The sequence below is a fragment of the Enterococcus sp. DIV0170 genome, from assembly GCF_051710765.1.
GTDB lineage: Bacteria > Bacillota > Bacilli > Lactobacillales > Enterococcaceae > Enterococcus_A > Enterococcus_A raffinosus.
Genome location: NZ_JBIOLG010000001.1, coordinates 1 through 14,231, shown reverse-complemented (window position 1 = coordinate 14,231; position 14,231 = coordinate 1). Strand labels below are relative to the sequence as shown.

Sequence of the window (14,231 nt, the reverse complement as noted above, 5' to 3'; positions counted from 1 at the left end):
ACGCTCATACTCTCTTGTAATTATTCGTTTAAAAAATTATTCTTCGATCACATGTACCTTAATGATTCCTTCAACCTCTGTGTGAAGCTTTACCGGAACCTTAGTATACCCTAAGGTACGAATCGGATTTTCTAGCTCAATTTTGCGTTTGTCGATTTTTAAATCATATTGCTTTTTTAACCCTTCGGCAATTTGTTTAGAAGGAATGGAGCCAAATAGTCGGCCATCTTCGCCGCCTTTTGCTTTGATCTCTACTACCGTGTCTTCTTTTGCCAAAAAATCTGCTAGTTTTTTAGCTTCTGCCAATACCTCAGCCGCTTTCTTATCTTGTGCTTTCTTTTGCCCGCTTAATTCAGAAATACTGCTTTTGGTTGCTTCTTTCGCTAATTTATTTTTTAGTAAATAATTTTGTGCATAACCTGTTGGGACTTCTTTAATATCGCCCTTTTTTCCTTTACCTTTAACATCTTGTAAAAAAATTACTTTCATTCTTCTGTCCCCTCCGTCAACTGTTTATTAATGGCATCAAGTAATTGTTTCTTTGCTTCTGCAATGGTACTGCCGTCCAGCTGCGTGGCCGCATTTGTAAAATGACCGCCGCCGCCTAAAGCTTCCATTACTGTCTGGACATTAATCGTCCCGGAACTACGCGCACTGATAGCTATTACACCATCCGTTCGTTTGATAATTACAAAAGCCGCATTGATGTCTACCATCGATAACAGCGTATCCGCTGTTTTAGCAGCCGTTACACTGTCGTACTCTTGATTGTCAGTTCCCGTAGCAACGACGATATCATCTCTGACATAATCACTTTCACCGACTAATTTACTAATTTCCAAATAAGATTGAATATCAGTACTCAATAAGTATTGTACTAAAGAAGCATCTGCTCCACAAGTCTTTAAATAACTAGCCACATCAAATGTTCTAGCAGTCGTCCTCACGGCAAAGTTTTTAGTGTCTACCGTAATCCCAGCAAGTAATAAGGTTGCGGTCATTTTGCTCATTTTTTGCCGTTCATTACTTTCGAATTGAATCAACTCTGTGACCAATTCAGATGCTGAGGATGCTGAAGACTCAATGTAGGTTAATAAAGATTTCTCAGGGAACTCTTCCCCTCTGCGATGATGGTCAATAATCACAATATTCTCAAATTGGTCATACAACTCCTGATCAATCGATAACGATGGGCGATGATAGTCAACCATGACCAATAAATCTCCTGGCTTACGTTGTTTTTTTGCTGAATCTGGTGAAATTAAAAGATCCTCTAACTCCCCATTTTTATGAATCTCTTCCAGACAACGTTCCACATCAGGAATGGTCTCCTCTTCATTAATTACAATCTGCACTTTTTTATCGTGATATCGTGCCAAACAAGCCACACCGAAAGCAGAACCAATCGCATCCATATCAGGAAAACGATGCCCCATTACAAATACATTTCCTGTTTGATTGAATACATTTTTTAAAGCTGTCGACATAGCTCTAGATCGCACCCTTGTTCGTTTAGCGGCGCTAGCAGAATTTCCGCCATAAAAAATCGGTTTTTGATCTTCCGCTGCATTCTTTACAACTACTTGATCGCCGCCTCTTACCAATGCGATATCCAAATTATTTTGCGCTTCATCGCCAATTACTTCTAAAGTCTCCGTCCCGTAACTAATTCCCATACTTATTGTAATCAGCATGTCTTGTTTTTCAGCAGAGACACGAATATGTTCTAACAGATCAAAATTATTTTCTATCATCTTTTCCAAATCATCGTACCGTGCAAAAAAGAAAAAACGTTCCGCATTTACACGCTTATAAAAAATTCGATAGGAGTCCATCCAATCAGAAATAATTGTTGTAATAAACGAATTCAAGTTGGATATTTCTTTGTCGTCTCGACGGTCAATTACATCATCATAATTATCTACTGAAAGAATGCCAACCACTGCCTGTTGCAACTTTTCTTTATTCTCTAATACATATTCCTTTGTAACGTCTATTAAGTAGACAACGCGTTTTTCTTTATTCAGATCAAAATGATAAAGAATATTTCCTATCTTATAAATACTTTTTCCTTTTTCTGCACGTTGAAGCAATTCATTAATCATATCCTGTTGATCAGCTTTTGTTAATTGCTGAACACTTTCTGTTATTGCTGGATTTGTCCAAGTAAACATATTGCTTTCATCCCAAGTAATAATCCCTACTGGCATATCCTCGGAAACATAATCTAATGCTTCTTCAGCATGGCGAGAAGCATATTGAATTGTTTGTTGATTTGTTACCTCAATACGATTACGCAAAATGATTGTATAAATCCATAACAAAAGATCGATTATTATCACAATTCCTGCCGTTATAAAAGTGAAGGGTAGCACGAAGATTGCAATTAATTGAATCATCAGTAAACAGAGAAAGACGAAGGACCATTTAACACTAGGATTCTTTTTCATCTATATTCTCCCAATTTATTCGTTTGCAGCTATTTTCTATTTAATTTATCGAGTAACTTTCTATCTAAATAAAGTTCAAATAGCTATAGCTTGGTTTCAACTAGTGTAATTTTATCACACTATCCTTTAGCAAGCGACTTTCTAGAATGTTTCACGTGAAACAAAAAAAGGCTCTATAATATCTAGTGTTGGTGACACCTTCTGTTGCCAACACTTTTTCTTTTTTTTAATAAACGCAAACAGACACCTTGAAATCCTTTAGAATAAAGTCGACGAAAACCATTCAAAGGAGTGTTTCAAGATGTCCTATTCAGAGTTTACCAAAGAGTTACTAGATATTCTAGACCTAAATCTTACCTTTCATGAGAATGCCTTTCGCAAAGAGCGAATCAAGGACGAGACCTGTTTTGTTTTTGATGGCACATTAACCTATCGACCAGAGGAATGCTTTCATTGCCGCTATGAAAATGATCAAACGATCATTAAATGGGGCTGGAAGAAAGTCTCTATCCTATTAAATGACGTCAGTAACTACAAGACGATTCTGCGGATAAACAAGCAACGCTTTAAGTGTAAACACTGTGGAAAAACTTTTTTAGCCGAAGATTCGGTTAGTGATCGTCACTGCTCCATTGCCCGCAGAGTCAAACAAGCCGTTCTCGAACTATTAAGTGAGCCTCTTTCTATGTCCTTGATTGCACGCATGAAACACGTTTCTCCAACAACGGTTATTCGGATCCTTCGCAGCCTTCGGCCTAAAACCATTTCTTTGAACCAGCCACTGCCAGAAGTGTTGTGTTTTGATGAATTCAAATCAGTGAAAAATGTCTCGGGTGCTATGAGCTTTGTCATGATGGATGGCAAAACCCATCAACTGATCGACATTGTGGAAAATCGTCAACTCGATCCTTTACGCGACTATTTCTTGCGTTATCCCAGAAAGGTACGGGAACAGGTACGCTTGGTTGTTTCAGATTTCTGTACACCTTATCGTACATTGGTGAAAGATTGTTTTCCGAATGCCCGAATCGTCGCCGATCGCTTTCATATCAGTCAACACATTGGCCGAGCATTTACCAATCACCGAATTCAGATAATGAAGTCCTTTAGAAAGGGCGACAGTCGATCAAAACATTTAAAGAAATACTGGAAACTGCTTCAGAAGAATGCGTGGGAATTGAAGGGGAGACACCGCTACTGGCGACCTTCTTTTCGGGCACATCTAACGGAAGCAGAAATCGTCGATCGCCTGTTGTCTTACGATGACTCCTTAAAGCAAGGCTACGAAGTCTATCAGCACTTTCTGTCCGCTATCAGAAGACGAGATGTTCCTGATTTCACGAAGCTTTTAAAGGAAAATTACAAAGAGTTACCAGAACACTACCAACCAGTGATTACGACCTTCAAAAAGTACCAAACAGAAATCAAACGCGCGTTGCGGGTTCCCTATTCCAACGGGCCACTGGAATGTTTGAACAACCATATCAAAGTACTAAAACGAATGGCCTATGGCTTTAGAAACTTCCAAAACTACCGAGAACGAATCTTTTTGTATCGCGGAAAGTATTTCAAGAAAACCACCCAAATGAACAAGACCAGAACGACAACACGGCTAGACAGAAGAGCTGCCTAGCCGTGTGAATGACTTGATTATTCTATTGAATTTCTTCACCAACACTCATTGACGAAGAGCCCAAAAAAAAGAAACCCCAATAATGAAGTTTCTTTTTAAATAACAATTTAGTCTTCAGAAACGAATGCTAATAAGCCCATAATACGTGCGCGTTTAATAGCGATCGTTAATTTACGTTGGTTTTTAGCGCTTGTTCCAGTTACACGACGAGGTAAAATTTTACCACGTTCGCTAATGAAACGTTTTAGTAATTCGATATCTTTATAATCGATATATTCGATATGATTAGCAGCAATATAGTCTACTTTACGACGTTTGCGACCTCTTCTTTGTTGTGCCATTCCGTTTCCCTCCTATTCAATTATTAGAATGGTAAATCATCATCTGAAATGTCGATGGAGGACCCACTAAATGGATCAGAATCTCTATCGAAGTCAGGCATAGTGTTCTTAGCTGACTGAGAGGATTGATTATAATTGTTGTTAAAATTATTTCCCCCGCCTTGGAAGCTATCATCAGAACTTGGATTCTGCTGACGTTGTTCACTTGCAGTACGAGATTCCAGTAATTGGAAATTTTCAGCAACAACTTCTGTCACATAGACCCGTTGTCCTTGCTGATTTTCATAATTTCGTGTTTGGATACGGCCAGTCACACCTAAAAGAGTTCCCTTACGCGCATAATTAGCTAAAGTTTCAGCTGATTTCCGCCAAATCACACAGTTGATAAAGTCTGCTTCACGGTTACCGCTTTGATTCGTAAAATTACGATTCACTGCTAAAGTAAACGTTGCAACACCTGTCCCATTTGCTGTATAGCGTAAATCAGGATCCTTTGTTAAACGACCAACTAGTACAACATTATTAATCAAAGTAAAGCCAGCTCCCTTCTCGTCAATTGTTTCACGTGAAACAATTATTCTTCAATCTTAACGATCATGTGACGAATAATATCGTCGTTGATTTTTGCAAGACGATCGAATTCGTTAACTGCACTAGCTGTTGTTGGCGCAGTTGCATTGACGATATGGTAGATGCCTTCACGGAATCCGTTCATTTCGTAAGCGAAACGGCGTTTTTCCCAATCTTTTGAATCGATAATTTCTGCTCCATTATCTTTCAAGATTGTATCGAAACGTTCTACTAAAGCAGTTTTTGCTTCTTCATCAATGTTCGGACGAATGATGTATGTGATTTCATACTTCGTGTTTTGACTCATTGATTTTCACCTCCCTATGGACTATAAGGCTCTTAACTTTCTTAAGAGCAAGGAGAGCGATCTAAAAATATATAGACTACTCACAAATATTCATTATACATAATCGTCCTACAAAAATCAAATCTTTCTTTATCTAAAGTTACGAAAAAAGACTGAGATTGCTCTCAGTCTTTAAAAATTTATTCTTCTGTATCCTTTGTAATATCCTCAGATGTTTCAATATTATTCGTCGTTTCTACATCATCAGCTTCTTCGTCCTCTGTATCAACGATTGCCATAGTCACAACTTTCGTATTTTCTTCCATCTTCATCAGACGTACACCTAGAGTAGCTCGACCTGTTTGTGAAACACCGCCGACATTGAAGCGAATAATGACCCCTTTGTCAGTGATCAGTAAAATATCTTCATTGCCGTTTACAGTAGTTAACCCAGCTAATGGTCCATTTTTATCTTTTACATTCGCTGTTTTGATTCCTTTACCACCACGGCCTTTAACTGGATACTCTGTAGCCTTTGTTCGTTTACCATATCCTTTTTCAGTGATGACCAGAACTTCTTGCTCCTCTTTCAATACAGCGGAGCCAATCACATAATCCTCATCGCGTAAGCGAATGCCACGAACACCACTTGCTGTACGTCCCATATCGCGAACAGCTTCTTCTTTAAATGTTACTGAGTAGCCATCGTGAGTACCAATAATAATGGTTTCATCACCTTCAGTTGACATCACATTCACCAATTCATCACCTTCGCGTAATCCAATTGCAATTAGGCCATTAGCACGAATATTTGAAAAGGCTGTGACAGTCGTCCGCTTAACGGTCCCTTTTCTCGTTACGAAGAATAGGAAGTGACCGTCCTCTGCTTGCCCATTAACCGAGATCACAGCTTGAATGGTTTCATTTGAATCAATTCCTAACAAGTTGATAATTGGAATACCTTTTGCAGTACGACCATATTCAGGAACTTCATAGCCTTTCGCACGGTATACTCGTCCACTATTAGTAAAGAATAGTAAGGTATCGTGCGTCGAACAAGAAATCAAAGTTTTTACAAAATCATCATCGTGAATTCCCATTCCTTGAACACCACGCCCGCCACGACGTTGTGCACGGAACTCTGTCGAAGCCACTCGTTTAATGTACCCATTATTGGTTAGAGTGATAACAACATCCTCTTCTTCGATCAAGTCCTCATCTTCTAAACTTAAAACTTCACCGACTAATAACTCCGTTCGACGATCATCACCAAATTTAGCAGCAACTTCTGCTAATTCAGTACGTATAATTTCTTCTACACGTTCAGGACGCGCTAGAATGTCTTCTAAGTCGCTGATTGTCTTCAGCAGCTCTTGATATTCATTTTCGATTTTCTCACGTTCTAAGCCTGTTAAACGGCGCAGACGCATGTCTAAGATTGCTTGTGCTTGACGATCAGATAACTCAAAGCGTTCAATTAAAGTGGCTTTTGCAATATCATCTGACGCTGAGTTTCGAATAGTCGCAATGATTTCATCAATGTGATCTAACGCAATTCGCAGTCCTTCTAAAATGTGTGCACGTGCTTCAGCTTTTTTCTTATCAAAAATAGTTCTACGAGTGATTACATTTTTTTGATGTTCGATATAATTTTCCAAGATCTGTTTTAAGTTCAGAATTCTTGGAACACCTTTTTCAATTGCTAACATGTTGAAGCTGAACGAAGTTTGCAAAGAAGTCATTTTGTATAAGTTATTCAAAATAACAGAAGCACTAACATCTCGTCGAACTTCAATAATGATACGCATCCCCTCACGAGAAGATTCATCACGCAGATCAGTTATTCCTTCTATCCGTTTATCCCGGTGCAGTTCAGAAATACGTTCAATCAGTTTTGCCTTGTTAACCATGTATGGTAACTCGGTTACAATAATACGTTCTTTGCCGTTCTTTTGTTCTTCAATTTCGATTTTCGCGCGTACCGTGATCGATCCTTTACCCGTTTCATAAGCACGACGAATACCTGATTTCCCCATAACCAAGCCGCCCGTTGGAAAATCTGGTCCTGGGATGCATTCCATCAACTCTTGCGTGGTTGCTTCAGGATTTTCCATTAATAACTCGATGCCTGCTGTGACTTCCCGCAAATTATGAGGTGGAATATTTGTTGCCATCCCTACTGCGATACCAGTTGCTCCGTTAACTAGTAAATTCGGGAAACGTGCTGGTAAAACGATCGGTTCTTGCTCACTATCATCATAGTTTCCTTGAAAATCAACAGTATCCTTATTGATATCTCGTAACATTTCCATCGCAATCTTGCTTAAACGTGCTTCAGTATAACGCATTGCTGCAGCGCCGTCACCATCGACAGAACCAAAGTTTCCATGACCATCGACTAACATATTGCGGTAGCTGAAACTTTGAGCCATCCGCACCATTGATTCATAAATCGCACTATCGCCGTGAGGATGATACTTACCCATTACATCCCCAACGATACGAGCAGATTTTTTATGGGGTTTATCTGGTGTAACCCCTAATTCATTCATTCCATATAAAATTCGACGATGAACGGGTTTCAATCCATCCCGTACATCTGGTAAAGCCCGAGCTACAATAACACTCATTGCATAATCAATGAAGGAGTCTTTCATTTCACTGGTTAGATTGACGGCTTGTATATTTTCTCTGCGATCTTCCAAATTGATCCTCCTTACTAAATATCCAAGTTCTTAACATAATGCGCATTTTCTTCGATAAACGCGCGACGTGGTTCTACTCGATCTCCCATCAGCATTTCAAAAACTTGATCGGCCTCGATCGCGTCATCGACACTGACCTGCAACATCAGTCGATTTTCTGGATCCATTGTTGTTTCCCATAGTTGATGATCATCCATTTCACCTAAACCTTTGTAACGTTGAACGTTTGGTTTTGGTGTCGCAGGTAATTCTGATATTTTTTGGACCAATTCTTCTTCGGCATTTTTGCCTGGTTGAATATAAGTGATATTTTTACCTTGCTTAATCCCATACAATGGCGGCTGAGCAATATAAACGTAACCAGCTTCCACGATCGGACGCATATAACGATAGAACAAGGTTAATAGCAATGTTCGAATATGCGCACCGTCGACATCGGCATCGGTCATAATGACTAATTTGTGATAGCGAGCTTTTGAAACATCAAAATCTGCGCCAAATCCAGTACCCATTGCTGTAAACAACGAACGGATTTCTTCATTCGCTAAAATTTTATCCATTGATGCTTTTTCAACATTCAAAATTTTCCCGCGAATTGGTAAAATTGCTTGAAATTCTCGACTGCGTCCTTGCTTCGCAGAACCACCAGCGGAGTCCCCTTCGACAATGAACAATTCGCATTTTTCTGGATCATTACTTGAACAATCGGCTAATTTACCTGGTAAATTACTTATTTCCAATGCACCTTTTCGGCGTGTTACTTCACGAGCCCGCTTAGCAGCTAGACGTGCTTTAGCAGCTAACATGCCTTTTTCCACAATTCGTCGCCCAACAGATGGATTTTCCATCAAGAACTTCATAAAATTCTCTGAGAACAAGCGATCAGTAACTGTTCGAACCTCAGAATTACCAAGTTTTGTTTTTGTTTGCCCTTCGAACTGTGGTTCTGGATGTTTAATAGAGATTACAGCTGTTAATCCCTCACGGACATCTTCACCAGAAAGATTTTCGTCATTGTCTTTCATTATTTTTTGTTTACGAGCATAATCATTTATTACTCTTGTCAGAGCGGTTTTGAATCCAAACTCATGCGTACCACCTTCATAGGTATGGATGTTATTAGCGAAACTTAAGATATTAGTGTGATAGCCATCTGTATACTGCATCGCAACTTCAACCGTAATATCTTGCTGCTCGCCTTCTACATAAACAGGCTCATCGAAAATTACAGCTTTACTGTGATTTAAATGCTCAACGTAGCTCTTGATTCCGCCCTCATAATGATATTCGCGTAAAACAGGCGTTTCTTCACGTTTATCTTCAATTGAAATTTTTAATCCGCGATTTAAGAAAGCTAACTCTCGTACACGTGTTGCTAATTTATCAAAATTGAAAATCGTTGATTCAGTAAAAATCTCAGGATCTGGGATAAAGTGAACCGTTGTTCCATGCTTTTCGGTTTCTCCTATCACTTTAAGATCATCTACAACCGCACCTCGACGGTATTCTTGGAAATAGATTTTACCGTTTTTGAAGACACGTACATCTAAGCTTGTAGACAAAGCATTAACAACGGAAGCTCCTACACCGTGAAGCCCTCCAGATACCTTGTATCCGCCACCGCCGAATTTCCCACCAGCATGCAGGATTGTATAAACAGTTTCAACCGCTGGACGTCCAGTTTTCGCTTGAATATCTACTGGAATCCCACGACCATCGTCACTGACAGTGATACTATTATCTTCTTCAATCACCACATGAATATGTGACGCAAAGCCAGCTAACGCTTCATCAATGGAATTATCTACAATCTCCCATACCAGGTGATGCAACCCTTCCGTGCTTGTCGAGCCAATATACATTCCTGGGCGTTTCCGAACGGCTTCTAACCCTTCCAGTACCTGGATCTGACTGGCATCGTACTCTTGCGCACGTTCTAGTAAACTCTTTTCCTCTTCTGTCATCTACGTTTCTTTCCTTTCTATCTGTCCTTGATGGACATAAAAAATATCCGGATGAACCGTCATTTTTCCTTTAACATGATTCAACGTCGTCGTTGTTAAAAACGTTTGTACTTTGTTTTCAATTGTCTCTAACAAATGTATCTGGCGACTATCATCCAGTTCACTCATGACGTCATCTAATAGTAAAATCGGATATTCTCCTGTTTCTTCTTTCATCAAATCGATCTCAGCCAATTTGACACTTAATGCCGTAGTACGTTGCTGTCCCTGTGAGCCATAAGTCTGTACATTTTGCTGATTAACCTTGAATATCAAGTCATCTCGATGAGGCCCTAAAAATGTATTGCCTTTAAAGATTTCTCGCTTACGATTTTTCTGCAGCTCATCTAGAAACACCTTTCGTATCTCTTCAACGTCTTCACTTTTTAACGAAATACTAGCATCGTACTCTATCGCAAGGTTTTCTTTTTGATTTGTAATCTTGCTGTGAAGATCGTTAGACCAATATTCTAGTTTTTTGACAAATTGCAAACGATTCGCTAAAACTTTACTGCCAAAATCAACTAATTGTTCTGTTAAGATATCCAGATATATTTCATCGGTCTGTTTCTTTTCAGATAATTGTTTTAAGTAAAGATTACGCTGCTTTAGCGTCTGCTGATATTGAGCCAAATCATAGAGATAGACTGGATTAATTTGGCCTAACTCCATATCAATAAATCGTCTTCTGATTTGCGGACTCCCCTTCACTAAAGAAAGATCCTCTGGTGCAAATAAAATGACATTTAATTGACCTATGTAACTGCTCAATTTTTTTTGTTCAATGTGATTGACTTTCGATTTACGGCCTTTTTTGGTCAGCAATAATTCTAATTCTAAACCGCTAGTTCCTCGTTCAATCCGTCCTTTAATCTGAGCAAAGTCATCCTGCCAACCAATTAGTTCTTGTTCGCTGCTGGTTCGATGACTGCGGGTCAATGCTAAAACATAAATACTTTCCAAAAGATTGGTTTTTCCTTGCGCATTCTCTCCTAGAAAGACATTCAAACGGTTGGGAAATTCCAAGACAAGTTCTTGATAGTTTCTATAATTTCTTAACTCAAGCTTATTCAGCCGCATCTTGTTCTTCCTTATTTTTGACCATAAAAAAAGTTCCTACCTCAGGAATTTCAATCATCATTCCTGGATAGAGCTTTCGGCCGCGGCGGTTTTCCAACTCACCATCTACAAATACTGTTTCTTCCGCTAGAAACCACTTGGCTTGTCCACCACTAGAGATAAGATTGATCTCTTTCAATAACTGACCAAGTGTCATGAACTCTGTTTCTAAAAAAATTTTTTGTTTCACATTCATCCCTCATTTTCATGCTAGAAACACCTCTTTATTATACCCTTTTTTAATAGATAAAACAAATTAACTCATTGTATTTTTCGTTTTAAGAAGTTTTATGCTGTTTTAATTAATTCACTCAAAAAAAAGTAAAAGGTCTTAAAATCGATTTTAAGACCTTTTACTGGAGTTCTGTTTTTTACATGTTTTTTTCATATTTTTCAAAAAATTTGTGAAACTCACTATTTTTTTCTAGTTTGTTCTTACTGGAGTGATTAATTGAATAAAGGAAACATCCCCTTCACTCGGTTCCAAAGTAAATGGACGAATGGCTGAAATAAATTGAATCTTAATACTCATATCACCAAAAGCACGCAAAGCATCTTTCATATAATCAGGATTGAACGAGATTTCCAAGGGGTCTCCACTTACCTTTTCGTAAACCAACTCTTCTTCCACTTTACCGATTTCTGGAGAATTTCCATAAAGAACTACTGAATTATCCGCAATTGCCAATCGTACAATATTATTACGTCCTTCATGAGAAAGTAATGATGCCCGTTCGATAGCCGCTAAAAATGTTGGCACAGAGAATGTGATCTCTGTATTGAAGCTCGTTGGGATTAAACGATTTGTATCAGGATAATTTCCCTCTAGTAGTCGAGAATAGAAATACATTGTCGGTGTTTTGAACAATACTTGGTTTTCCATAATACTGATTTCAACTTCTGCTTCTTCATCCGATAACGAACGGGACAATTCAACTAAACTTTTACCAGGAATAACAATATCAAAATCTTTATTTGCATTTTCCACAGGGACAACACGCTGACTCAAACGGTGAGAATCCGTAGCAACAGCTAATAATTGGCCATTAGACATGGTGAAATGTACGCCAGTTAAAATTGGGCGACTTTCATGCTGAGAAACAGAAAAAACAGTTTCACCAATTAATTTTGTCAACATGTGGACAGGTAATTTTAATTGATTTTGTTCTTCTACGACAGGAAGATGTGGATAATTGTCAGCATCTAATCCATTGACAGTGAAATGAGCAGCTCCAGATGTGATTAGCACTTGATAATTGTCTTGGACTTCTAAAGTAAATGTTTTTTCAGGCAATCGACGAATAATCTCGCTAAAAAAGCGAGCCTGTAAAACAATTGTTCCTAATTCCGCAATTTGCAGCTCTGCCTTTTCATCATCAGTAGCTAGGAAAGTTTCAATCGAGATATCCGCATTACTCCCAGTTAAATTCAATCCTTCATTGTTTAATTCTATTTTTACGCCAGTTAAGATAGGAATGGTTGTTTTAGTGGAAATGGCCCGTTGTACGGTTTGTAACTCTTGAATAAAGCGAGCGCGATTAATCGTAAATTTCATGATAGAACTCCTTTTTTATTTTTTTCGATAAATTTATTTTACAGGATACCGATCTTCTAAAGAAGACGTTTTTTGTTTTGATCAGCAGTTTATTCTTTTTATTTATTTTAGTTAATTAAGTAATAAAAGTAGTAGGTCTTGTTAATCATGTGGAAAACAAAGAAAAAAGCTTGGTAATTCAAGTTTTCCACTTGTGGATAAGGTGTGGAAAAACAAACTTCTCTTTTTCGTTCTTTCCACAGGCTAGCCAAGAAGTAGATTTTTGATCTCTGCTATTTCTTGTTGGATACTGCTGTCATTTTTCATCAATTGGCTGATTTTTTCATGGGCATGGATCACGGTTGTATGATCTTTTCCACCAAATTCTGCGCCAATTTTTGGTAACGAGCTTTCAGTCATTTCTCTAGCTAAGTACATAGCAATTTGTCGGGGAACTACAATTGCTTTCACACGTTTTTTCCCTTTCAAGTCTTTTACTTGGATATGATAGAATTTAGCCACTTCGTCTTGGATCTTTCCAATAGAAAGTTGTGCATTGCTCGTGCCTTTTAAACTTTTTAAGGCATCTGCTGCGATACTGGTAGTAATATCTGCGCTATTCATTGTTGCAAAAGCCTGAACACGAACCAATGCTCCTTCCAGTTCACGGATATTTGAATCAATTTGTCCGGCAATGTAACTCAAGGTATCATCTGGAATTTCAAGGTTTTCCGCTTGAGCTTTTTTCCTCAAAATTGCAGTACGTGTCTCCAAGTCTGGCGGAGTAATATCCACCGACAACCCCCAAGCAAAACGCGACACTAAACGTTCTTGTAATTTAGGGATCTCATTGGGCAGACGATCACTAGTTAGAACGATTTGTTTGTTGTCATTATATAGGTTCTCAAAAGTATGGAAAAACTCCTCTTGTGTCGCCTCTTTATCCGCAAAGAATTGAATATCATCTACTAATAGCAAATCTACTTTTCGATATTCTTGTCTAAATTCTTCCGACGTTTTATTTTTTATGGAATTGATAAAGTCATTAGCAAAAGTTTCACTAGAAACGTATTTTACTTTTGCGTCGGGATTGATTGCTAACATCTGGTGCCCGATGGCATGCATCAAATGTGTTTTACCTAAACCAACGCCACCATAGAAAAAGAGCGGATTATAGATAGAACCAGGTTCTTCTGCTACAACCAAGGCCGCTGCATGAGCCATTTGGTTTCCTTTTCCGATGACAAAGGTATCAAAGGTGTATTTTGGATTAAGCATGGCACGCTTTGTTGTATCTAACTTGGGTGTCTCCTCTTTTTCCACAATGCTGACGGGCGGTGCTTCATCTGGTGTAACAAACAAAGGCATTATTTCATCCCCTGTCACTTTAAACCCAATTTCGACGATTTTCGCGGCTAAATGTTTTTCCCAATAACGCTTATGTAGATCACTAGTAACTTCAATTGTTAGTTGATTATTTGTTAAAGCTAAGGGTTTAGCTGTGCCTACCCAGGCATCATAACTGGCAGGATTGAGGTCATTTTTATAGCTGTCCTTCAATTCCTGCCAGAAATTGTCCAATGAGGTCAA

12 protein-coding genes are annotated in these 14,231 nt (G+C 38.6%); 1 reads left to right on the top strand and 11 read right to left on the bottom strand.

The annotated features are described in order from the left end of the window. Positions 1-36: 36 nt before the first annotated feature. Together rplI and IGI50_RS00055 are read right to left on the bottom strand one after the other, a co-directional pair. The gene (gene rplI / locus IGI50_RS00060) at positions 37-489 is read right to left on the bottom strand and encodes a 50S ribosomal protein L9 (RefSeq protein WP_010747410.1); all 453 of its coding nucleotides are present in this window, start codon (positions 487-489) and stop codon (positions 37-39) included. Beyond that, the gene (locus IGI50_RS00055; protein WP_218256261.1) at positions 486-2,450 is read right to left on the bottom strand and encodes a DHH family phosphoesterase; all 1,965 of its coding nucleotides are present in this window, start codon (positions 2,448-2,450) and stop codon (positions 486-488) included. The genes rplI and IGI50_RS00055 overlap by 4 nt, the downstream gene beginning before the upstream one ends. A 301-nt stretch (positions 2,451-2,751) precedes the next feature. Between IGI50_RS00055 and IGI50_RS00050 the strand changes: the two genes are divergently transcribed. Further along, entirely contained in the window at positions 2,752-4,083 is a 1,332-nt protein-coding gene (locus tag IGI50_RS00050; protein WP_438775664.1) for an ISL3 family transposase, read from the top strand. Positions 4,084-4,190: 107 nt separating this feature from the next. Here the strand turns inward: IGI50_RS00050 and rpsR are convergent, their stop codons facing one another. From rpsR to dnaA, 9 genes are all read right to left on the bottom strand, one after another. After that, complete coding sequence (rpsR, locus tag IGI50_RS00045) at positions 4,191-4,424, bottom strand: 30S ribosomal protein S18 (RefSeq protein WP_010747412.1); 234 nt, start codon at positions 4,422-4,424, stop codon at positions 4,191-4,193. 23 nt (positions 4,425-4,447) lie between these two features. Then, the gene (gene ssb / locus IGI50_RS00040; RefSeq protein ID WP_010747413.1) at positions 4,448-4,954 is read right to left on the bottom strand and encodes a single-stranded DNA-binding protein; all 507 of its coding nucleotides are present in this window, start codon (positions 4,952-4,954) and stop codon (positions 4,448-4,450) included. 44 nt (positions 4,955-4,998) lie between these two features. Next, a complete protein-coding gene (gene rpsF / locus IGI50_RS00035) occupies positions 4,999-5,301 on the bottom strand; it encodes a 30S ribosomal protein S6 (RefSeq protein ID WP_010742561.1) in 303 nt (100 codons plus the stop codon). 179 nt (positions 5,302-5,480) lie between these two features. Then, entirely contained in the window at positions 5,481-7,985 is a 2,505-nt protein-coding gene (gene gyrA, locus IGI50_RS00030; RefSeq protein WP_218256260.1) for a DNA gyrase subunit A, read from the bottom strand. A 14-nt stretch (positions 7,986-7,999) separates the two neighbouring features. Further along, positions 8,000-9,949 (bottom strand): DNA topoisomerase (ATP-hydrolyzing) subunit B, encoded by a 1,950-nt coding sequence (gene gyrB, locus IGI50_RS00025; RefSeq protein WP_218256259.1) that lies wholly within the window; start codon positions 9,947-9,949, stop codon positions 8,000-8,002. Next, a complete protein-coding gene (recF, locus tag IGI50_RS00020; protein WP_222226168.1) occupies positions 9,950-11,068 on the bottom strand; it encodes a DNA replication/repair protein RecF in 1,119 nt (372 codons plus the stop codon). After that, positions 11,055-11,297 carry a S4 domain-containing protein YaaA gene (gene yaaA, locus IGI50_RS00015; RefSeq protein WP_010747417.1) on the bottom strand — a complete coding sequence of 81 codons (243 nt, stop codon included), beginning with the start codon at positions 11,295-11,297 and terminating at the stop codon, positions 11,055-11,057. Before yaaA ends, recF begins: the two co-directional genes overlap by 14 nt. 234 nt (positions 11,298-11,531) lie before the next feature. Further along, positions 11,532-12,662: a DNA polymerase III subunit beta gene (gene dnaN, locus IGI50_RS00010; RefSeq protein WP_010747418.1), complete on the bottom strand. Its 1,131-nt coding sequence runs from the start codon at positions 12,660-12,662 to the stop codon at positions 11,532-11,534. 243 nt (positions 12,663-12,905) lie between these two features. Then, on the bottom strand, positions 12,906-14,231 hold the full coding sequence (gene dnaA / locus IGI50_RS00005; protein WP_010747419.1) for a chromosomal replication initiator protein DnaA: 1,326 nt from the start codon (positions 14,229-14,231) through the stop codon (positions 12,906-12,908).